Annotated in this window: 16 protein-coding genes; 9 read left to right on the top strand and 7 right to left on the bottom strand. The window is 59.5% G+C overall.

Going from position 1 to position 21,623, the window contains the following annotated elements:
• Position 1: 1 nt before the first annotated feature.
• The 4 genes from ABN482_RS08585 to dnaE are packed head-to-tail and all read right to left on the bottom strand — an operon-like array spanning position 2 to position 6,696.
• On the bottom strand, positions 2 to 1,174 hold the full coding sequence (locus ABN482_RS08585; protein ID WP_502877268.1) for a glycosyltransferase family 4 protein: 1,173 nt from the start codon (positions 1,172 to 1,174) through the stop codon (positions 2 to 4).
• Complete coding sequence (locus tag ABN482_RS08580) at positions 1,149 to 1,997, bottom strand: polysaccharide deacetylase family protein (RefSeq protein ID WP_349503593.1); 849 nt, start codon at positions 1,995 to 1,997, stop codon at positions 1,149 to 1,151. Before ABN482_RS08580 ends, ABN482_RS08585 begins: the two co-directional genes overlap by 26 nt.
• 34 nt (positions 1,998 to 2,031) lie before the next feature.
• Positions 2,032 to 3,150 (bottom strand): glycosyltransferase family 4 protein, encoded by a 1,119-nt coding sequence (locus tag ABN482_RS08575; RefSeq protein ID WP_349503592.1) that lies wholly within the window; start codon positions 3,148 to 3,150, stop codon positions 2,032 to 2,034.
• 57 nt (positions 3,151 to 3,207) lie between these two features.
• The gene (gene dnaE / locus ABN482_RS08570; protein ID WP_349503591.1) at positions 3,208 to 6,696 is read right to left on the bottom strand and encodes a DNA polymerase III subunit alpha; all 3,489 of its coding nucleotides are present in this window, start codon (positions 6,694 to 6,696) and stop codon (positions 3,208 to 3,210) included.
• A 102-nt stretch (positions 6,697 to 6,798) separates the two neighbouring features.
• Here dnaE and lpxO point away from each other — a divergent pair, with 102 nt between their 5' ends.
• Positions 6,799 to 7,698, top strand: a complete 900-nt coding sequence (gene lpxO / locus ABN482_RS08565) for a lipid A hydroxylase LpxO (protein ID WP_349503590.1) — start codon at positions 6,799 to 6,801, stop codon at positions 7,696 to 7,698.
• Positions 7,699 to 8,131: 433 nt separating this feature from the next.
• Here lpxO and hrpA read toward each other — a convergent pair whose 3' ends face one another.
• Positions 8,132 to 11,971, bottom strand: coding sequence for an ATP-dependent RNA helicase HrpA (gene hrpA, locus ABN482_RS08560; protein ID WP_349503589.1), 3,840 nt, complete (start codon positions 11,969 to 11,971; stop codon positions 8,132 to 8,134).
• A 114-nt stretch (positions 11,972 to 12,085) separates the two neighbouring features.
• Here hrpA and ABN482_RS08555 point away from each other — a divergent pair, with 114 nt between their 5' ends.
• Both ABN482_RS08555 and ABN482_RS08550 read left to right on the top strand, forming a co-directional pair.
• A complete protein-coding gene (locus ABN482_RS08555; RefSeq protein ID WP_349503588.1) occupies positions 12,086 to 13,150 on the top strand; it encodes a glycosyltransferase family 4 protein in 1,065 nt (354 codons plus the stop codon).
• On the top strand, positions 13,147 to 13,956 hold the full coding sequence (locus tag ABN482_RS08550) for a glycosyltransferase family 2 protein (RefSeq protein ID WP_349503587.1): 810 nt from the start codon (positions 13,147 to 13,149) through the stop codon (positions 13,954 to 13,956). The genes ABN482_RS08555 and ABN482_RS08550 overlap by 4 nt, the downstream gene beginning before the upstream one ends.
• A 27-nt stretch (positions 13,957 to 13,983) precedes the next feature.
• On the opposite strand, the gene ABN482_RS08545 is transcribed toward ABN482_RS08550, so the two are convergent.
• Together ABN482_RS08545 and ABN482_RS08540 are read right to left on the bottom strand one after the other, a co-directional pair.
• Complete coding sequence (locus ABN482_RS08545; RefSeq protein ID WP_349503586.1) at positions 13,984 to 14,835, bottom strand: polysaccharide deacetylase family protein; 852 nt, start codon at positions 14,833 to 14,835, stop codon at positions 13,984 to 13,986.
• The gene (locus ABN482_RS08540; RefSeq protein ID WP_349503585.1) at positions 14,832 to 15,782 is read right to left on the bottom strand and encodes a glycosyltransferase family 9 protein; all 951 of its coding nucleotides are present in this window, start codon (positions 15,780 to 15,782) and stop codon (positions 14,832 to 14,834) included. The genes ABN482_RS08545 and ABN482_RS08540 overlap by 4 nt, the downstream gene beginning before the upstream one ends.
• Positions 15,783 to 15,984: 202 nt before the next feature.
• On the opposite strand from ABN482_RS08540, the gene glyQ reads away from it, so the two are divergent.
• From glyQ to gloA, 6 genes are all read left to right on the top strand, one after another.
• On the top strand, positions 15,985 to 16,923 hold the full coding sequence (glyQ, locus tag ABN482_RS08535) for a glycine--tRNA ligase subunit alpha (protein WP_109061729.1): 939 nt from the start codon (positions 15,985 to 15,987) through the stop codon (positions 16,921 to 16,923).
• A gap of 7 nt (positions 16,924 to 16,930) precedes the next feature.
• Entirely contained in the window at positions 16,931 to 19,066 is a 2,136-nt protein-coding gene (glyS, locus tag ABN482_RS08530; RefSeq protein ID WP_349503611.1) for a glycine--tRNA ligase subunit beta, read from the top strand.
• The gene (gmhB, locus tag ABN482_RS08525; protein ID WP_349503584.1) at positions 19,063 to 19,686 is read left to right on the top strand and encodes a D-glycero-beta-D-manno-heptose 1,7-bisphosphate 7-phosphatase; all 624 of its coding nucleotides are present in this window, start codon (positions 19,063 to 19,065) and stop codon (positions 19,684 to 19,686) included. Before glyS ends, gmhB begins: the two co-directional genes overlap by 4 nt.
• Before the next feature lie 2 nt (positions 19,687 to 19,688).
• The gene (locus ABN482_RS08520) at positions 19,689 to 20,414 is read left to right on the top strand and encodes a lysophospholipid acyltransferase family protein (RefSeq protein ID WP_349503583.1); all 726 of its coding nucleotides are present in this window, start codon (positions 19,689 to 19,691) and stop codon (positions 20,412 to 20,414) included.
• Complete coding sequence (locus ABN482_RS08515; protein ID WP_349503582.1) at positions 20,404 to 21,255, top strand: M48 family metallopeptidase; 852 nt, start codon at positions 20,404 to 20,406, stop codon at positions 21,253 to 21,255. The genes ABN482_RS08520 and ABN482_RS08515 overlap by 11 nt, the downstream gene beginning before the upstream one ends.
• A gap of 4 nt (positions 21,256 to 21,259) precedes the next feature.
• On the top strand, positions 21,260 to 21,623 hold a 364-nt coding region (gene gloA, locus ABN482_RS08510; RefSeq protein ID WP_349503581.1), incomplete at its 3' end, for a lactoylglutathione lyase.

Raw genomic sequence — 21,623 nt, 5'->3', positions numbered from 1 at the left:
TTCATTTTTTTGAAATCAAGCTAACTATCTGCGAGTAAGCCTTGAACGTATTCTCTGAAAAAACCTGCAAACTAAACTCTTGTTCTGCACGCAGCCGGGCCTGCCGCCCCATATCGACAATCGCAGCCCTATGTTCCAGCACGTTTACCAGAACATCACGAATGGCAACGGGATCACGACACGGTACGATCCATCCATTTGAGCCATGAGAAACATTCTCCGGCAACCCCCCCGCATCGCTGACCAGCACCGGCAATCCCATTGCCATGCTTTCCCGACATGCAAAAGAAAGCGCCTCATGGTGCGACAGGACAAATCCAATATCAGCAGCCTCCAGGACCGGCCTGACATCCTCAAGCAAGCCAGGAAAAACCACATAATCCTGCATGCCCAGTTGCCGCACTTTTTGGACTTTTTCTGGACCAGGCATGTCACCTGCGACAATAATCCGGAACTGATCCCGTTGATCGGCAGGAAACAGGCTGACTGCCTCCACAAGATCCAGCCATCCCTTTTCGTAATCTGTCCCGCCGACACTGCTCAGGACACAGATACCATCACGCACCAGACCAGGCAATAATGCTTCACTCCAGTCTATTTTTCTATCTGCCGGAACAGGAGAGAAAAACGCCGTGTCTATACCGTGTCCGATTGTGTAGAGCGGTTTGCTTGCATAGCACGATGCATCCAGCATCTTGCGAATATAGGCACTGACAGCAATCACACCATCGGTCGCCCAGCGTGCGCGCATGGCATGGCCGATCGTATTCAGGCGATGACTATTGTGCTTGGTCAGAAGAATACGCGGACGATGCCTGAGGCCCAGGCTGGCCAGCATGACATGGCGGTGATCAGCAGAGGCATTGACATGCACCAGATCGAACTTTTCACTGCGAAGCAGCCGGCGCAATTGCCGGACCTCTGACCACATGCGCCCCAGGCGAGAACTGAACTGCTGATCAATGACCCGGACGTCAGGCACTGCCGCAGCCTGCTGAAACAACCTGCTGCCCTTGGGCGTCGCTACCCAGCACTCATGCTCTGCGGACAATCCCTTCAGCAGATTGACCACATAGGCAACATGCCCACCACCATTGCGGCGGTGAAAATTGGTGAATAGTATCTTCAAGCCTTTACCCTGCCCTTGATCAATCACTCTGCTTGCGAAAGCCACGCTTCCATTTCTTGAACTTGTTGAACAAAGCCCCCACCAGCAGGTTGCGAGACAGATTCACCCGACGCACAACCCAGCTTCCACTGCGATTGGAAATAGGGATGCGATAGATATGCTCGGGGTTTCCAAACGGCTTATTGAATCCGAACTGGTCCGTCGTATAAAAATACACATAACCAGCTTGACGGGCGGCTTGCACATAATCGCTATCGAAAAACCCTTGGGGCCAGCAGATATGCTCCTCTCGATGCCCTGTTTTTGCCTCGAGTATCTTTTTCGAGATCTCCAGTTCGGACAATATCTGCTCACTCTTAATCTCGCGGCTCTCTGCTCGCTTGTCCCAGCGGGTATGCGTATGTGTATGGCTATGCACTTCGAAACCGGTGGCATCCATAGCCATCACTTCAGACCAGCGCGCAGTCATCAGATCAGTATTGCCGCCAGCAGCCACCAGGTCCATGCATTGACGATGAGACAGCATATCAGGCAGCGTCCCGGCACCCATCTGCGGTCGACAAGGCCCCTCATGTGCCCAGGATGTCACCAGGAACAACACGGCCTTCATTCCGTACTTCTTCAATATCGGATCTGCATAGATCCAGTTATCGAGATAGCCATCATCGAACGTGATCAGGATAGACTTTTCCGGAACCGGCTGCCCCTGCATAAAACCGGCAAACTGTGCCGCTGTCAGAGTGGTATAGCCGGCACCGGCCAGTGCCGCCAATTGCTCGTCAAAACGCTCGGGGCTGGTCGTAATACTGCCTTCCACCGGCGAGACATGGTGATACATCAGAACCGGGACAGTACGTGCGCTCTTCACTTTTTTCTCCAGGATAACCCAGCCCAGTAATGGGTCATTTTTCCGCTTTTTCTTGCAACCACTGGTGATACGCGGACTCCGTATCCTTTACCAGTCTATCAAGAGAAAACCTGCCTTCCACTTGCAGCCAGTTTACGGCTGCAAGCCCCATTTGCTTGCGCAAAGGCTCACTGGACACCAGGCGTTCCAGAGCGCTTGCCAGCTCGACCCTGTTCTTACTTTCCACAAGAAACCCAGTTTCTTCGGGAATGAACATTTCCGACACACCTCCGACATCCGTTCCGATCACAGGCAAGCCACACATTTGTGCTTCGACATAAACAGTCCCGGAGGCCTCCTGCTCTGTCGCCAGGACAAACACATCACTTCCATACAACAGATTGGGAATGTCTTTGCGATACCCCATCAAATGCGCCTGCCGTTCAAGCCCGTTTTTCTGTATGAAAGAATCCACATTCTCGAATGTCGGTGAACCGCTGCCTACGCACACCAGATGCAGGCCTGGATACTTGGCGAATAAAGGCTTCAACGTCTCCAGCAGGAAGAGATGCCCTTTTTTCTCGCGCATCACTGCCACGCAGATCAGCACGGTGTCTTCAGCCCGCAGTCCCAACTCGTCTCGCAGAGTCGAATGGGCCACGGGCACTGGCTCCGCAACGGGAGAGTAAATGGTTCTGACCCGAGCAGCATCAACCCCTTTATCCAGCACCATGGATCGAACATGGTTGCTGACAGTCACGATCTTGTGAGGCAACCATGTGTACGAAAGCAGGGAGCCTATCGGAGAAGCCAGATGTCGAGTACGCACGATCAAGGGCGTTCCTGCCAATCGGCCTGCCAAGGCCGCAATCAGCGTGTCCTTGCGACTATGCGTATTCAACACATCAAACTGGCCTTGACGCAATATCCTGCGAATTGCTGCCACACCTCTCACAAAGTTGGGAATACCACCCATGGCTACGCGATGTACAGCGAAGCCCTCGGCCTGCAGCCGATCACCCAGGATAGCCTCGGGCCGACAGACCAGTTCCATATGATGACCACGCACCCTCATGGCCAGCATTTCCTTGAAAATGCGGTGTTCCTGGCCCCCAAAGGCAACCGCCGCCTCGGAATGCAATATCCGCAGGGGTTGGTCCGTTTTCTGGTTCATGTGATATCACATTCCTAATAGAAAAGTCCATGCGAAGGCCTATCTGGTGCCTTCCAATCAATACACCACCTCGACCGGCACGCCGGTCCACTCCTCAATGCCTTCCAGGAGGGTGTCGGCCATGCGCACACGCCAATCCTCGCCCAACCTGATCTGGCAACTCGCATCGGGGCTATGGTAAAGCACCTCGATCGGCACACCCGGGACACCATTTTCGGGCTCGGCGCGGAAGGGATTGAGCAACTGACGCAGGCGTTGCACATCCGACTGGTGCGTCAGCATGATCTTGATGGCCCGCGCACGTGCCTCGCGAGCCAATTGGAGATCGAAGATCGAATCGGCCACGATGCGCGTGCCGCCCGAATAATCGTCATGACTGACCTTGCCCTGCACCACCAGCAGTTGGTCCTCGCGCAGACGATTTCGATGCTGCTCGTAGAGTTCGTTGAAGATCGAGATTTCGAGTTGTGCCGTACCATCGTCCAGCGTGGCGAACACCATCTTGCCGCGCCGCGTCATCATCACGCGCACCGCCGTCAACACACCCGTCATCCAGAGCAGATCACGCGACGGCTCGATGCGATCCAGTGCCGTGGGCACGAACTGCCGTACCTCGTCCTTCCAGGCATTGAACAGGTGATCGCTGAAGAAGAAGCCCAGCGCGGCTTTTTCATGCGTCAGTTTTTCCTGCAACGTCCAGGGCTCGGTCGGCACCAGCGTCAGGCTGCCGATACCGGCATCACTGTCATCACCGAACAGCGACACCTGGTTGGCACTGCGTTCAGCCTGCTCGGCCGCCTCGACAGCCATGCCCACCGATTCGAACAGGGCGGCCCGGTTGGGTTCGATCGTATCGAAGGCTCCGGCCTTGATGAGCGCTTCCATGGTGCGCCGATTGACGGTATGGCGATCGACACGCCTGCAGAAATCGAAAAGATCCCGGAACGGCCCCCCTTGCTGGCGGGCCCGCAGGATATCCTCGACAGCCCCCTGCCCGGTTCCCTTGACAGCCCCCAATCCATAGCGAATGGTACGCGGCGGCTTGCCCTTCTGGAAATGCTCGTCGCGGACCGGCTCGAAACGGTAACCTGATTCGTTGACATCCGGCGGCAGCACGGCCACCTTGTTCTCCAGCGCGTCACGCCAGAAAATCTGGACCTTGTCGGTATCGTCCATATCGGACGACAGCGTGGCGGCGATGAACTCGGCCGGATGATAGACCTTCAGCCAGGCTGTCTGGTAGGAAATCAGTGCATAGGCTGCCGAGTGTGACTTGTTGAAGCCGTAGCCTGCGAACTTCTCCATCAGGTCGAACAAGCGCACGGCCAGATCGCCGTCATAGCCCTTGGCCACCGCGCCCTTCTCGAAGATCTCGCGGTGCTTGGCCATTTCCTCGGCCTTTTTCTTGCCCATGGCACGCCGCAACAAATCGGCACCACCCAGCGAGTAGCCGCCGATGATCTGCGAGATCAGCATCACCTGTTCCTGGTACACGATCACGCCGTAGGTACTCTTGAGCGTGGACTCCAGGTCAGAATGAAAATAGTCGACATCGGCACGACCGTGCTTGCGGTTGACGAAGTCATCGACCATGCCCGACTCCAACGGACCGGGTCGGTACAGTGCCAGCATGGCGATCACGTCTTCGAAGGTGCTGGGCTGCAGCTTCTTGAGCAGCTCCTTCATGCCGCGCGATTCAAGCTGGAAGACGGCCGTGGTATTGCCTTCGGTCAGCAGCCGGTAGGTCGCCTGGTCATCCAGCGGTACCGCCATGATGTCAAAATCACGCAGACCATCATTGAACTGGCGCACGAAGCGCACGGCCCAGTCAAGGATGGTCAGGTTACGCAACCCCAGGAAGTCGAACTTGACCAGTCCAACCGCCTCGACATCGTCCTTGTCGTATTGCGACACCACACTGGTGTCCTGCCCAGGCTGGCAGTAGAGCGGGCAGAAGTCGGTCAGCTTGCCCGGTGCGATCAGCACGCCACCGGCGTGCATGCCGATATTGCGTGTCAACCCTTCCAGCGGGCGCGCCAGATCGACCAGGGCACGCACCTCTTCTTCCTGGTCGTAGCGCTCCTTGAACGCAGGTTCATCGCTCAAAGTCCGATCCAGCGACCAGGGATCGGCCGGATTGAACGGAATCATCTTGGACAGTCCGTCGCACAGCGAATACGGCATGTCCAGCACCCGACCGGCATCACGCACCACAGCCTTGGCACCCAGGGTACCGAACGTCGCGATCTGGCTGACTGCAGCGCGGCCGTATTTATCCTTGACGTACTCGATCACCCGTTCACGGTTATCCTGACAAAAGTCGACGTCGAAGTCGGGCATGGAGACCCGCTCTGGATTCAGAAAACGTTCGAACAGCAAGTCATACCGAATTGGATCGAGATCGGTAATCCCCAGACTGTAGGCCACCAGCGAGCCAGCCCCCGACCCCCGACCCGGTCCAACTGGCACGCCGTTGTTCTTGCCCCAGTTGATGAAGTCGGCCACGATCAGGAAGTAACCCGGAAAACCCATGCCGATGATGGTCTTGCACTCCCAGGCCAGGCGCTCGTCGTACACCGGACGCCGGGTCGCACGCTCCTGCTCGTCGGGATACAGTTGTACCAGGCGCTTTTCCAGACCTTCCTCGGACAGTTGCACCAGGTAATCATCGAGTGTGATGCCATCCGGCGTCGGGAAGTCAGGCAGACGCGGCTTACCCAGCGTCAGCGTCAGGTTGCAGCGTCGGGCGATTTCGATGCTATTGTGCAGGGCCACGGGCACATCGGCAAAGCGCCGGGCCATTTCCAGACTATCCAGCAGATACTGCTCAGGTGTAAAGCGCCGGGGCCGCTTGGGATTGGCAAGTTGTTCGCCTTCGGCAATGCAGACACGGGCTTCGTGCGCCTCGAACTCATCAGCCTGCAGAAACTGCACCGGGTGCGTGGCCACCACCGGCAGGCCTGCCTGCACGGCCAGAGCCAGAGCCGCCTGCACATAGGATTCATCACCATCCATGCCACTGCGCTGCAGCTCGACATAGAAGCGATCCGGTAACAACGTGCGCCAGCGCTCGGCCAATGCCACGGCCTGGGCCATGTTGCCGTTTTCCAGGGCATGGCCGATATCACCCGCCCGGGCACCTGACAGCACGATGATGCCGTCCCCCTGGCTGCGCAGCCAGTCCTGGCGGATTTCTGCACGGCCTTTCCAGGTGTTGGTCAGCCAAGCCTGCGAGAGCAGTTCGCACAGGTTGCGGTATCCTTGGTCGCTGGACGCCAGCAGCAGCACCCGGAAGGGCTTGTCGCGCTCATCGTCGTTGGTCATCCAGACATCGCACCCGGCAATGGGTTTGATCCCTTTGCCGCGCGCAGTCTTGTAGAATTTGATCAGGCCAAAGACATTACACAGATCGGTCAGTGCCACAGCTGGCTGGCCGAGCGCGGCAACCCGCTTGACGAGATCGGGAATGCGAACCACGCCGTCCTGCACCGAAAACTCGGAGTGGACGCGCAGATGTACGAAGGGAATAGCAGCATTTTCAGACATGGCAGGATTGTAACCACCCTGCCCTGTGCAACGCAGCAAGATTTGTTACGACATGCCGGCCACGGTTGCCTGCACAATTCGACACCGGAGGATATCGACACCATGAAATGGATCATCCCGGCCCTTTGGCTGGCCGCCATCCTGTTTGCCCACTTTCGAGGCAAAGTCCGTATTCCCCTGCATCGCCAGTTGCTTGATCACTCCGTCCTGCTGGCACCGGTCAATGCCTTCATGATCCTGCTGTCCAAGGTCCCGACCACACCCTACCTGGACAACAGCTACCTGTCCGGCCTGAAAAAGCTCGACGACAATTGGGAAATCATCCGCGACGAAGCACTGGCCATGGCCGAACGCCGTCACATCAAGGCAGCCCAGAAAAATGACGACATCGGTTTCAACTCGTTCTTCAAGTACGGCTGGAAACGTTTCTACCTGAAATGGTACGACGCACGTCACCCTTCCGCAGAGGAGTTGTGCCCACGCACGGTCGCCCTGCTGCGCGAGATACCTGAAATCAAGGCAGCGATGTTCGCCGAGCTGCCTGCAGGCGGCAAGCTCAACGCACACCGGGATCCTTACGCAGGTTCCCTACGCTATCACCTGGGCCTGGCGACCCCCAATGATGATCGCTGCTTCATCCGTGTCGATGGCGAAATCCATAGCTGGCGCGATGGCAAAAGCGTGATTTTCGATGAAACCTACGTGCACGATGCCCGTAACGACAGCGAAGGCAACCGCATCATCCTGTTCTGTGATGTCGAACGCCCCATGCGCTATGGCTGGGCGCAGGCATTCAACCGCTGGTTCGGCCGCGTGGTGATGTCGGCGGCCAGCGCCCCCAACGACGGCGGCGACCAGACCGGTGCCATCAACCGGCTGACGCACCTGCACTGGATCATCGACCAGAAACGACGCGCCTTCAAGAACTGGAACAAGACGGTCTACAAGGCCACCAAGTTCGGACTGATTGCGCTGGTGATTGTCGGGTTTATTTTGATGTAAGGCTTGTACAAGCCGCCGGACATGGTGTGGCCCTGTGGAGTTCGGTCTGCGCAATGGTCTGGCCGCTTCGCAGCCAGACTTCCCGCAAACGCCTGGGGTGGCGGGCGGCGGAAAAACTCGGGCTGCGCCCTCAGACAGTTTCCGCCTTTTCTCCCGCCACCCCAGGCATCTGCGGCATTGCACAAAATCTCACCCCACAGGGCCACACCATGTCCGGCTCATGTCAATGCTGATTGTGAGGTTGTCGCTATCAGCAGAACGGAGCGAAGCGTAGTGAGTTTGTCCCGCTGCCCACCCATTGGGTGCTGACGTGGGCAGTCCGGCTCCGTTCAGGAGCCCGGACCGTGACACAGATGCCACCCTCACGGCCAGCCTGCCCTGGCGTGTCTTTCGAGATATATAGGCACTCAAAGAGGCCCTCAAAGCCCCCCACTCAGCGCTGCATCGTCTCCCAGGTCTTCTGCAAGCGCTTGACAGATACCGGCATGGGCGTACGCAGTTCCTGCGCGAACAACGACACCCGCAACTCCTCCAGCATCCAGCGGAAGGTCTCAAGCCGTTCGTCCGGATCCCCTTTGCGTGCGGCTACTTCGCGCTGCAGCAGCGTCAATAGCGGTGCCATATCGACCTGCAGGCGGGCATCGCGTGCCGGATCGGCACGCAGCTTGTCTATCCGGATGCCGGCCGCCTTGAGATAACGTGGAAAATGCGCCAGTTGCTCATAGGGCGTCTCGCGTACGAACCTGCGATGCACCAGCGCACCGATCTGCTTCTGCAGGTCGGCATGGGCCGCTGCATGCGACTTGGCCTGGGGCAGTTTGCGCTGCAATGCCGTCCACTCGGTCAGGATAAGATTGACCAGGCGTGCCACCTCCTGCGCCAGTAACCCCAGCCGGCTGCGCCCCTCTTCACGGCGCTGCTCGAATGCAGCGGCATCCGACGGCCAGGGTTCGGCCAGGCAGGCGCGATCAAGGGCACAATCCACCATCTGGTCACGCAGTTCTTCCTGGCTCCCCAGCGGCATGTACATCATGCCGCTGCGGGTCAGTTCATGCAGGTTCTTCTCCAGAAACTTGACCTGGTCCCGCAAGCCGATGCGAAACAGGAGCAACAGACCTGCATGGTGACGTCGCCGTGCCTCGTGCGGATCATCGAACACATCCAGATCGCAATGTGTGTCACGATCGACCAGTGCCGGATAGCCAATGAAAGACTGCCCCTTGCGCTTGATTTCCAGTAGTTCCGGAAGCTCACCGAAGGTCCAGCCGGTCAGGTTTTCATGCGCCAGTGCCTGCGCCACCTCATGGTCGCGCGCTGCCATCTGCTGGAACTGGCTCTGTGCCTGCTTGCCGTGCTCGGCCTTGAGCTGGGCCAGATTGCGGCCTGCCGCCAGCATGCGGCCATGCTCATCCAGAATGCGGAAATTCATCGACAGATGCGGCGGCAGCATTTCGGGCTTGAAATCGGCTGGCTGTACACGAATGCGCAGCGTGGCCCAGATATCCTCGATCAAGCCATCGGTCAGGCTGCGTCCTGGATTGCCCAGCCGTTCGAACCAGCGATCATAGAAAGCGGCAGCATAATCGGGTACCGGTACGCAATGACGGCGCAGCTTCTGCGGCAGCGACTTGACCAGCAACTGCACTTTTTCCTTGAGCATGCCCGGCACCAGCCATTCACAACGGGCCGCATCGAGCTGGTTGAGCGCTGCCAGCGGCACGCTCAGCGTCACGCCGTCCTTGGGCGAACCTGGCTCGAAGTGATAATCGAGCGCCATGGTCACGCCATGCCATTCCACTTTCTTGGGAAAAACATCGGTCGTGATGCCAGCGGCCTCATGGCGCATCAGCTCATCGCGGGTCAGACGCAAGCGGGCGGCTTCTTCCGCCGGCAACCCCTTGACCCATTTTTCCAGCTCCACCGTCTGCGACATGCCGTCCGGGATCTGACGCTCATAGAACGCAAAGATCAACTCGTCATCGACCAGGATATCGGGCCGGCGCGATTGATGCTCCAGCTTCTCGATCTGCGCGACCAGCTTGCGGTTGTAGCCGACAAAAGCCGCCTTGGTCTCGATCTCGCCGGTAACCAGCGCCTGACGGATGAAAATCTCGCGCGCATGGACCGGATCGATTCGGCCATACTGCACGCGCCGCCCCGTATAGATCGGCAGTCCGTAGAGCGTCGCCCTCTCGTTGGCCACGACCTGTCCGGATTTTTTCTCCCAGCGCGGATCTGACCAGTTGCGCCTCAGCAGGTGCGCACCGGCCTTCTCCAGCCAGGTGGGATCGATTTTGGCAATGCAGCGGGCATACAGGCGTGTGGTTTCCACCAGTTCTGCAGCCACGATCCAGCGTCCCGCCTTTTTGAGCAGACGGGAACCCGGATGAATATGAAAACGGATGTCGCGGGCCCCCAGGTAATGGCCGGCCTCCTCGCTCTTGAGCCCGATATTGCCCAGCAGACCGGTCAGGAGCGCCAGATGGATCTGTTCGAATGTCGCTTCGGTCTGGTTGATGCGCCAGCCCTGTTCCGTGACCACGGTCTTGAGTTGCGTATGCACATCATGCCATTCGCGCAGTCGCAATGGCGACAGGAAATTCTGACGCAGTTGGGCAGCCAGCTTGCGCTGCGATGCCTTGTGCTCGACCTGTTCACGGTACCAGCGCCACAGCTTGATATACGACATGAACTCGGACCGGTCATCGGCGAAGCGCGCATGGGCCTGCTCTGCCGCCTCACGGGCCTGCAGCGGCCGGTCGCGCGGATCCTGGACCGACAACGCCGAGGCGATCAACAGGACTTCGGCCAGGCACTGCTGCTGGCGCGCCTCCAAAATCATGCGGCCGATGCGCGGATCCACCGGCAGCTTGGCCAATTGCCGTCCTTCCGCCGTCAGGACGTTGCCATCATCCAGCGCACCCAGTTCCTGCAACAGGTGATAGCCGTCGGCAATGGCGCGCCCGGTCGGGGCATCGACAAAGGGAAACTGTTCGATATCATCCAGCCGCAACGATTTCATGCGCAGGATCACCGAGGCCAGCGAGGAACGCAGGATCTCGGGATCGGTGAACGCAGGCCGCCCCAGGAGGTCAGGCTCGTCGTACAGGCGAATGCAGACGCCTGGCCCCAGACGACCGCAACGACCGGCGCGCTGGTTGGCCGATGCACGACTGACCGGTTCAATCCGCAACTGCTCGACCTTGTTGCGCCAGGAATATCGCTTGACGCGCGCCAGGCCGCTGTCGATCACATAGCGGATGCCAGGCACCGTCAGTGATGTCTCGGCCACGTTGGTCGCCAGCACGATACGGCGTGCATTGCCGCGTGGCCTGAAAATCTGTTCCTGTTCGGCCTGCGACAGGCGCGCAAACAGAGGCAGCACTTCCGTACCCGGCGGATGATGCTTGCGCAGACTTTCGGCTGCCTCGCGGATTTCGCGCTCGCCGGGCAGGAACACCAGCACATCACCCGCACCATGGCGAGCACACTCGTCAACGGCATCGACGATGGCATCGATCAAGTCGCGCTCTTCATCGTCCTGTCCCCGACCTGAGGTGCTGCGGTCACGTGCTTCCGCTTTGCTGCCCGCAGCATCGTCATCGTCGCTGCCTTGTCGGTAGCGATCACTGGCGATGGGACGATAGCGGACCTCTACAGGATACAGACGTCCCGACACCTCGATCACCGGGGCCGGCCTGTCGGGCGTCGCGCCGAAGTGGCGGGCGAAGCGTTCCGCATCGATGGTGGCCGAGGTGATGATCAGCTTGAGGTCCGGGCGACGCGGCAGGATCTGCTTCAGGTAGCCCAACAGGAAATCGATGTTCAGGCTGCGCTCGTGGGCCTCATCGATAATGATGGTGTCATAGCGCCGCAGCAAGGGATCGCGCTGGGTTTCGGCCAGCAGGATGCCGTCCGTCATCAGTTTGATCGCCGTCGCTGCGCTGCTGCGATCATTGAAACGGATCTGGTAGCCCACGGTCTCGCCCATGGGCGTATTCAGTTCCTCGGCAATCCGTTTGGCCACGGATGTCGCGGCCAGCCGCCGGGGCTGGGTATGCGCGATCATGCGCCCACCGGCAGCCCGCCCCAGCTCAAGGCATATCTTGGGCAACTGCGTGGTTTTGCCGGATCCCGTTTCGCCGCTGACGATCACGACCTGATTCGCGCGAACAGCCCGGGCAATCTCTTCGCGGCGGGCGCTGACCGGCAGGTCTTCGGGATAGGTAATGGCGAGTCGTGCTGCGGGATGGTCTGCTGGAATCTGGGTCATGGGCTGGCTGATGACTGGGCAACCGGATTATAGAACGCCCCGGATAGCATGCCCTGGTCTGAACAGTATGCCAATATATAATTGACTGTTTGCTCCAGACCATCTCCCATCCCCATGCGCATCCTGCAGATCAATACCGAAAAAAGCTGGCGCGGCGGCGAACGCCAGACACTGCTCAGCATGCGGGAGTTCCAGCGCAATGGGCACCAGGTCGAACTGCTGGCACGGCAGTCCGGCCCCTTGTCCACACAGGCGCTGGCAGAAGGTTTCGTCTGCCACGAAGTATCGCGTACCAGTGGCGTCGCCACCTTTCTGGCGCGACAGGGGCACCGCTACGATATCGTACACTGCCAGACGGCCGGTGCCCTGACCTGGGCGGTGCTGGTGAAGGGCCTGTACCGCCGCCCTCTCGTAATTACACGCCGTACCGATCTGCCGGTACGCAGGCGAGAAGCGATCACGGCCTTCAAGTGGCGCTGCGCAGACCGCATGGTGACCATCAGCCAAGCCGCCGCACGGGAGCCGCTGCGACTGGGCCTGCATCCCCAGATTATCCCCAGTGCCGTCGAGCCTGCCAAGCCGGCAGATCCGGTCAGGCTGGCGCAGTTTCGCGACCGATACCTGCCTGCGGGCAAAACAGTCATCGCCACTGCTGCCTCCCTTACGACGGAAAAGGATCCCGAAACCCTGCTGCGTGCGATTGCCATTCTGCATCGCCAGCGCCAGGATTTTATTTTCGTGCATATGGGCACCGCTGGCCCGCTGGCTGAACGTATCCTGCACCTGCGCCATGAGTTCGGGCTGGAAACCTGCTATGTGCATGCCGGCTTCCAACCCGAGGTCGAGACCCTCTATTCACTCTTTGACCTGTTCGTCATGTCCTCGCGCCATGAAGGACTGGGCAGCAGCGTCCTGGATGCCTTCATGCAGCATGTGCCGGTGGTGTCCACGGACGCCGGCGGACTGGCGGAATCCCTGGCCGACGGACGCGGACTGCTCTGCCCCGTCGGCTCGCCCGAGGCGCTGGCACAGGCCATGTCACAGGCGCTCGACCACCCAGACCAGGGCAGGGACATGGCCGAACGTGCCTACGCTTATGTCAATCACGTCCACGGCGTGGCTGCCATGGGACAACGCTACCTGGCGCTTTACACCGATCTTCTGGAATCCCGCGCATGACATCCCCCTCCACTGCAACGGCACGCGCCACGCTGTCCGTCATTATCATCACCAAGAACGAAAGCCGCCATATCGGTGCCTGTCTGGAATCAGTCAGCTTTGCCGACGAGATCATTGTCGTGGACTCCGGCAGCACCGATGACACCTGCGAAATCGCCGCACGCTTCGGCGCACGTATTCAGGTCACGCCCGATTGGCCAGGCTTTGGCCCGCAAAAGAACCGGGCGCTGGACCTCGCGACCTGTGAATGGGTGCTGTCGATCGACGCTGATGAACGGGTCACTCCGGAACTGGCCGATGAAATCTGCCGGCAGTTGCAGACGACGCCGACGAGCAACACCTATGAGGTGGCCCGTTTGTCGCATTTCTGTGGCAAAGCCATTCGCCACAGCGGATGGTGGCCCGATTATGTCCTGCGCTTCTTCAAGCGTGGCAGTGCCAGATTCACCGATGCCGCCGTGCATGAAAAGCTGGTCGCCAAAGATGGACGTACCGGCCGCCTCCAGGCCCACTTTCTGCACTATCCCTACGACAACCTAGAAGCATTGATCAACAAGATCAATCGCTACTCAAGCGATGCCGCCGCCATGATGTATGCAAAGGGCAAGCGCACGCATGTCCTGGGCGCAGTCGGACACGGTTTCTGGACATTCGTGCGGTCCTACCTGCTTCGTCGTGGTTTCCTGGACGGTGCGCATGGTTTCATCCTGGCAGTTGCGGCCGGCGCAGGCAGTTTTTTCCGCTATGCCAAGCTATGGCTGCTGCAGCGGCAGCATGCCAACAGGACAGATGTGCCGCGCAACTGAAAAACCAGAGGAATGGCAGGAGGCCCTTCAGGATTTCAAACGATTGTAGAGACCACCCAGCAAGGGCGAAGCGCCCAGAATAACGCGCTGACCAAATTGCCAGCCACCACGATTGCGCACCGCCACCCGGTAGATATGGCTGCAGCCACCCGCGGCACGATTCAAACCCCGGCTATCAGTGGTATAGAGCGACGCAAACCCCGACTGGTTTGCAATATCGAGATAATCCTGATCGAAATAGCCCTGTGGCCAGCACAGTTGCGATGTCGCGCCCCCCATATGTGCCTCGAAAAAATTGCGGGATGACATCAGATCCCGTAACAACCCTTCTCGTTTGGCAGACACATCAGCCGATACCAAATCCCAGCGTACATGTGAGTGCGTATGCGAGTGGAATTCGAATGTGCCCGCATCACGCATGGCATCCACTTCACTCTGTCGCACGATCACACGATCCACTTGCCCCTGCTCAACCCACTGTTTGCATTCGGCGTGGCCCCACGCCTCAAATGCTGCCACTCGATTTTCGACAATTTCTTTATAGGTAGCGCAAGGGCGTGCAGGCCCCTGCCCCACCCAACCCGTAACCAGAAACATGATGGCGCTGAATCCGTGCTCCTTCAAGACAGGATGCGCATATTGCCAGTTATCGAGATAGCCATCATCAAAAGTCAGCACAACCGACTTGGCTGGCACAGGCAAACCGTCCCTGAGAAAGCCCTGCAACTGCTCTCCCGACAGCGTACGCCACCCGTGCCTGGCCAACCAGCGCATCTGGCTGACGAAATTGGCAGGACTGGATGCCAGCCCCTTGGTTGCTGGCGAGACATGGTGATACATCAGAACAGGAACGGCTTTGGCAGATTTCATGGAGGTCATCCCAACTGATATGTATTCAATAGGTCGGCAGCAGTCTTTACAACACGCTCCACCGTGATACTTTTGATATCCCCGCCATCTTCAGGCAATACCGCTGCACTCTGTGCATGCGGAAAAAACCACTCGGGATTATTTTCGCAATAAAGTCCGATAAAGGGCCGTTGCAGGCATTGTGCAAAATGGGAGGGTCCACAGTCATTGGCAACGACCAGAACGCTTGAGGCCATCAAGGCTGCATTATCGCCCAAGCCAAGGTTTTCATGGATTCTGAACGGCAACCTCTGTCCAAGCCTGGCTTCAAGAAACTGCCGCTCTTCACCTTCACTGGGTCCCAGGACAAAATCAAAGACCAGCCCTGGGTAGCGAGCATATAGCGTACAGGCCAGTTCATAGAATCGTGCCACTCCCCACTTTTTGAATTCTCCAGCTCCGGCTCCTGGCAACAAACAGACACGCCCAGAGGCTTTTTCTACACGACCCTCAGCCATGTCCATCATGGCCTCTCGCATGTAGAACGCTGGACCCATCGGCAACTCAAGCGTCTCAATCAAAGGCAACAGATAGGTAACAGCACGATATACATCTTCTGTGTATTCATCACACCGATCAAAAAAACGATTCAAGGGATTCGAAGGCTTGCCCAGCCCGATGGACACCCTTGCACGCCGGACCAGGCCAATCAGCGCAGCATTTACCATTCCAGGCCGCATCGAATAGTAGACGTCGACAGACGCCGGTACCTGGAAACAGGTTTTGAGTAGGCTTTTCGTCTCGGAATAATTATCTATCCATGATAGATTCCGATAAAAATTTTCCAGACCACTACTGGCAAAAAGCGTCAGATGATCTACTTGTGCATGCTTCTTGATTGCATAGATAACCGGCAATGAGACAATATTCGCGCCGTAGAACGTACGACTGCGCAACAGCAATGCGGCCTTTTTCAAAACAATATCCTTATCGAACTGACCAACAGAATTCGCGGCTGTCGCATATTACAAAAAGCAGGTCGCAACAAACAAGCATTGTTGCGCAACATTTCCATGATGCCCGCCCGTTATCGATGTGTACACGACACACATACATCACAGGCAACAGCGCTACAATAGAAGGTTGGATACACGTTTTCGACATCGGACCCACCGCGCTATGCTCACCTTCCAGCAAATCATCCTGACCCTGCAGAACTACTGGGACCGGCACGGCTGCGCCCTGCTCCAGCCGTATGACATGGAAGTGGGTGCAGGCACCTCGCACACCGCCACATTCCTGCGTGCCATCGGTCCCGAACACTGGCGTGCCGCATATGTGCAGCCTTCGCGCCGCCCCAAGGATGGCCGCTATGGCGACAACCCCAACCGGCTGCAGCACTATTACCAGTACCAGGTCGTGCTCAAGCCCGCGCCTGAAAACATTCTCGACCTCTACATCGGTTCGCTCCAGGCACTGGGCATCGATCCACAGCAGCATGACATCCGTTTTGTAGAAGACGATTGGGAAAACCCCACGCTGGGGGCCTGGGGCCTGGGCTGGGAAGTCTGGCTCAATGGGATGGAAGTCACCCAGTTCACCTATTTCCAGCAGGTTGGCGGCCTCGATTGCACCCCGGCAACAGGCGAGATCACTTATGGACTCGAGCGACTGGCCATGTACCTGCAAGGCGTCGAAAGCGTCTACGACCTGGTCTGGACGGAAGGTGCCAATGGCCAGGGCAAGGTGCTCTACCGGGATGTGTTCCATCAGAACGAAGTCGAACAGTCCACCTACAATTTCGAGTACGCCTCGACGGACATGCTGTTTGCCCACTTCAACGACTACGAAGCCGAAGCCCAGCGCCTGATCGGCGTACCCCTGGCGCTGCCCGCCTACGAGGCGGTCCTCAAGGCCGCCCACACATTCAACATGCTCGATGCCCGGGGTGCAATCAGCGTCACCGAGCGCGCCGCCTACATCGGCCGTATCCGCAACCTGTCCCGCGCCGTGGCCCAGGCCTATTACGAATCCCGCGAACGACTTGGCTTTCCGATGCTGACCGGCGCTGCCCGCGAAGCGCTCAAGATCGACCAGGCTACCGTGGAGTCCAACTGAAATGACGATGTCCCATACCGACGTACGCCCCCTGCTGGTCGAACTGTTTACCGAAGAACTCCCGCCAAAGGCATTGCAGAAACTGGGCGAAGCTTTTGCCGAAGGCCTGAGCCAGCAACTGGCCGGCCTGAACCTGCTGGCCGACGACTGCACGGTCGAAGCCTATGCCACGCCGCGACGGCTGGCAGCTTCGCTGAGTGCCGTGCGTGCGCAGGCACCGGAACAAACCTTTGCCGAGAAACTGATGCCGGTCAAGGTCGGGCTCGACGCCGATGGCAAGGCCACGCCTGCACTGCAGAAGAAACTGGCCGCCAAGGGCTGGGCCGATCTTGATGTCGCCTCGCTGGCGCGTGAGTCCGATGGCAAGCAGGATTACCTGGTTGCACATGGCACGGCACAAGGCGCGCCACTGGCAGAGGGCCTGCAACAGGCGCTCGACTATGCGCTGACTCACCTGCCGATCCCCAAGGTCATGCGCTACCAGTTGCCGGATGGCCTGACTTCCGTGCGTTTCGTGCGTCCGGCCCATGGGTTGGTTGCACTGCACGGTGCCGACATCGTCCCGGTGCAGGCACTCGGCCTGTCGTCCGGCCGTGTCACGCAGGGCCATCGCTTCATGTCGACCGGCGACATCAGCCTGACCCAGGCCACCGATTATGTCCAGGCCCTGGAAACCCAGGGCAAGGTCATCCCGACTTTCACTCAACGGCGCGACATCATCTGGCGCGACCTGAGCGCCGCCGCAGAGCGTCTGCAGGCAGATCTGGGTGATGCCCCTGAAGTCACGGCCCTGCTCGATGAAGTCACCGCGCTGGTCGAACACCCCACCATCTATGTAGGCGAGTTCGATCCGGACTTCCTGCAGGTGCCGCAGGAATGCCTGATCCTGACCATGCGCCTGAACCAGAAGTATTTCCCGCTGTTCGATCCGGCCAGCGGCAAGCTGACGCATCGTTTCCTGATCGTCAGCAACATGCAGGTAGCCGATCCTTCCAACATCGTCGAAGGCAACCAGCGGGTGGTCCGTCCGCGACTGGCTGATGCCCGCTTCTTTTTCGATACCGACCGCAAGGCACCGCTCGAAAGCCGTGTCGCCGATCTCGGCAACATCGTCTACCACAACAAGCTGGGCAGCCAGTTGGCGCGCACCGAGCGCGTCCGTACCCTGGCGCGGGGCATTGCCCAGGCGCTGGGTGGCAACGTCGCCGACGCCGACCGCGCGGCACAATTGGCAAAGGCAGACCTGCTCTCCAACATGGTCGGCGAATTCCCCGAGTTGCAGGGCGTCATGGGTGCCTACTACGCCCTGGCCGATGGCGAAAAGGCCAGCGTGGCCGATGCCCTCCGCAGCCAGTACCGCCCACGCATGGAACAGCCAGTCAGCCTCGAGAACCTGCCCGGCGCAGCCCTTTTCCTCGCCGAACGCGCCGAGACGCTTGTCGGCATCTGGGGCATCGGCCTGGCACCGACCGGAGAGCGCGACCCCTATGGCCTGCGGCGTGCCGCACTGGGCCTGATCAGTGGCTTCGAACAACTGGCTGCGGGTGGCCTGCTGCCGGCACACGAAGCCGGTGCCCTCACACTGAATGCCCTGCTGACACACGCGGCACAACAGTTGGACGGACTGATTGCCGCCGACACGCTGCCGCAGGTGCAAGCCTTCATCTACGAACGCTATCGCAACCAGCTCAACGCCCAGTACGACCGGGCCGTGGTCGATGCTGTCATTGCCCAGCAACCGCCCCTGCATCAGGTATTGGCACGTGTGCAGGCTGTCACGGCATTCCGCGCCCTGCCCGAGGCAGAAAGCCTGTCGGCTGCCAACAAGCGGATCGGCAACCTGCTCAAGAAAGCAGACAACCTGAACACGACGCTCGACAACGCACTTCTCCAGGAGCCTGCCGAACAGGCGCTGGCCCAGGCGATTGCCGACCTGACCCCGCAAGTCCAGGCCCATCTGTCGCAAGGTAACTTCACCCAGGCCCTGAGCACGCTGGCACAGGCTCGTGCTGCAGTAGACCGCTTTTTCGACGAAGTCATGGTCATGGCCGAAGACGCTGCAGTACGCAGTAACCGACTGGCGCTGCTGCAGCAGTTGCATCAGTTGATGAACGGCGTGGCCGACCTGTCGCGACTGGCATGAACCTGCCCAACCCCAGTGCCTCCTGCCCCCCGTCCGCCCTGGCGGGGCTCAAGCTCATCGTGCTTGACCGGGATGGCGTCATCAACCAGGACAGCGCCGAGTACGTCAAGTCCCCGGACGAATGGATTCCCCTGCCAGGTAGCCTGGAAGCCATCGCGCGGCTCAACGAAGCGGGCTGGAGGGTGGTCGTTGCCACCAACCAGTCCGGTCTGGCGCGTGGCTACTTCTCGATGGAAACCCTCAACGCCATCCATGGCAAGATGCGCCGCCTGCTGCATCAGGCAGGCGGCATGGTCGATGCCATTTTCATCTGCCCGCACGGCCCCGACGAAGGCTGCGACTGCCGCAAGCCGGCCCCCGGCCTGTTCCGCGACATTGCGCAGCGCTATGATGTCGATCTCAATGGCGTACCTGCCGTGGGCGACTCCCTGCGCGATCTGCAGGCCAGCGCACAGGTCGGCTGTGCGCCATGGCTGGTGCTGACCGGCAACGGTGACAGCACAGCCCGGAAACCGCTGCCCCCCGGCACCCGTATCGCCCGTGACCTGGCCGACATGGTCGACCAGTTGCTGGCCGTACGCGCCGATGCGCCGTCCGATTCACTTTCTGCCGCTTCCTGATCATGATCTGGCTACGCTCCACACTCTACGCCCTGTTTCTTGCAGTGACCGTAGTACCTTTCGCATTGTTGTCGATCGTTGCACTCGCCTTTCCGCTCAAATGGCGCTACCGCATCACGCTGGGTTGGCCCCGGCTGGGCATCTGGGGAGCCCGTGTCATTGCCGGCATCCGCTGGCAGGTCAAAGGCTGGGAAAATCTCCCTGACGGCCCGGCCATCCTGCTCTCCAAGCACCAGTCGGCATGGGAAACCATGTACCTGATCGGTCACATGCCGCGCAACATGTGCTTCGTCTACAAGCGCGAGCTGCACAAGGTACCCTTTTTCGGCTGGGGCCTGGCCGGGCTGCGCATGATCGCCATCGACAGGGCCAAGGGTTCGGAAGCATTCGAGCAGGTCGTCCGCCAGAGCCAGCGCTGCCTGGATGAAGGCCGCTGGCCCATCCTGTTTCCCGAGGGCACACGCACACGCCCCGGACAGGAAACCCGCTACAAAAGCGGTGGCGCACGACTGGCATGCCGTACCGGCGTACCGGTCATTCCGATCGCAGTCAACTCCGGCGTCTGCTGGCCCCGCAACTCATTTCTCAAGCACCCCGGCCTGATCACGGTATCCATCGGACCAGCCATCCCCCCCGATGGACTGAGTGCGGAAGAACTCAACGAGAAAGTGCAGGACTGGATCGAAACCGAAGTCCGCGCCATGAATCCGGAGCTTTATGCACGCTGAGTCGCATTCACAGGCCTGCAATACACCGGCCACCGATGCGCTGCCTGCCGTAGCTGCCCTGCCTCCCGGTGCCCGTTGGCGTGAACTGCTGTGCGCAGGCCAGGCCATACGCTTCATGCTGCTGCGCTCCCACCGGCGCAGCATCGGCTTCAGGATCTGCGAGGATGGCCTGAGAATCACGGCACCGGTCTGGGCCAGCCTGAAACAGATCGATGACGCAGTCCAAACCAAAGCGGCCTGGATCACCCGCAAGCTGTCGGACTGGCAGAACCGCCACGCAGCGCTGGCCGCAGAGCCTGATTGCTGGCGTGCCGGCAGCCATTTTCCGTACCTGGGACGACCGGTCCGTATCGTCCTGGCGGCTCCGGCACTGTATTTCAGCAGCCACACCGACAGCCTGGCTGCCATTTCACCGGCACCGCCAGACAGCCTGTACCTGCCACTGCCTGTCCACGCTGATTCGGCCAGCATTTGCAAGGCAGTTCAGGTATGGCTTCAACAACGTGCCCGCGAACTGTTCAGCCTGCGTATCGGCCACTTCGAGCGACGCACAGGCCTGCGCGTGCGTCACTGGCGGCTTTCCGCCGCCAATACCCGCTGGGGCTCCTGCTCCAGTGACGGCCGCATCATGCTGAACTGGAAACTGATCCATTGCGCGCCTGATATCATTGACTACGTCATTGCACATGAAATGGCTCACCTGCGCGAGATGAACCACAGCGCCGCCTTCTGGCATGAAGTAGGCCAGATCATGCCGACCTACGAACAGGCACGCACCCGGCTCAAGCAGCACGATCCGCGCCGCCTGCCTTCTTTCGACCCATCACTGAACAAGGAGTAACACCATGCGTCTCTTGCACACCATGTTGCGCGTAGGCGACCTCGAACGCTCGCTCGCCTTCTACACCCAGGTGCTGGGCATGCGCCTGCTGCGCCGCAAGGACTACCCCGAAGGGCGCTTCACGCTGGCGTTCGTCGGCTACGAAGACGAAGACCAGGGTGCCGTGATCGAGCTGACCCACAACTGGGATACCACCCAATACGAAATCGGCACGGGCTACGGCCACATCGCGCTCGAGGTCGAGGACGCCTATGCCACCTGTGATCGTGTTCGTGCCCAGGGTGGCAATGTCGTGCGCGAGGCAGGCCCGATGAAACATGGCACCACCGTGATCGCCTTCGTCGAAGATCCTGACGGCTACAAGATCG

Origin of the sequence: Corticimicrobacter sp. (assembly GCF_040137905.1) — a bacterium.
Lineage (GTDB): Bacteria > Pseudomonadota > Gammaproteobacteria > Burkholderiales > Burkholderiaceae_B > Corticimicrobacter.
Note: the sequence above shows the minus strand (reverse complement) of the source record. Positions and strands in the feature narration are given on the sequence as shown.

Excerpts from the sequence above, each read along its gene's own strand:
- lpxO (WP_349503590.1), top strand. The coding sequence starts at position 6,799 with ATGAAATGGATCATCCCGGCCCTTTGGCTGGCCGCCATCCTGTTTGCC.
- ABN482_RS08515 (WP_349503582.1), top strand. The coding sequence starts at position 20,404 with ATGCACGCTGAGTCGCATTCACAGGCCTGCAATACACCGGCCACCGAT.
- ABN482_RS08575 (WP_349503592.1), bottom strand. The coding sequence starts at position 3,150 with ATGAACCAGAAAACGGACCAACCCCTGCGGATATTGCATTCCGAGGCG.
- dnaE (WP_349503591.1), bottom strand. The coding sequence starts at position 6,696 with ATGTCTGAAAATGCTGCTATTCCCTTCGTACATCTGCGCGTCCACTCC.
- ABN482_RS08550 (WP_349503587.1), top strand. The coding sequence starts at position 13,147 with ATGACATCCCCCTCCACTGCAACGGCACGCGCCACGCTGTCCGTCATT.
- ABN482_RS08555 (WP_349503588.1), top strand. The coding sequence starts at position 12,086 with ATGCGCATCCTGCAGATCAATACCGAAAAAAGCTGGCGCGGCGGCGAA.
- gmhB (WP_349503584.1), top strand. The coding sequence starts at position 19,063 with ATGAACCTGCCCAACCCCAGTGCCTCCTGCCCCCCGTCCGCCCTGGCG.
- ABN482_RS08520 (WP_349503583.1), top strand. The coding sequence starts at position 19,689 with ATGATCTGGCTACGCTCCACACTCTACGCCCTGTTTCTTGCAGTGACC.
- hrpA (WP_349503589.1), bottom strand. The coding sequence starts at position 11,971 with ATGACCCAGATTCCAGCAGACCATCCCGCAGCACGACTCGCCATTACC.
- glyS (WP_349503611.1), top strand. The coding sequence starts at position 16,931 with ATGTCCCATACCGACGTACGCCCCCTGCTGGTCGAACTGTTTACCGAA.
- glyQ (WP_109061729.1), top strand. The coding sequence starts at position 15,985 with ATGCTCACCTTCCAGCAAATCATCCTGACCCTGCAGAACTACTGGGAC.
- ABN482_RS08545 (WP_349503586.1), bottom strand. The coding sequence starts at position 14,835 with ATGACCTCCATGAAATCTGCCAAAGCCGTTCCTGTTCTGATGTATCAC.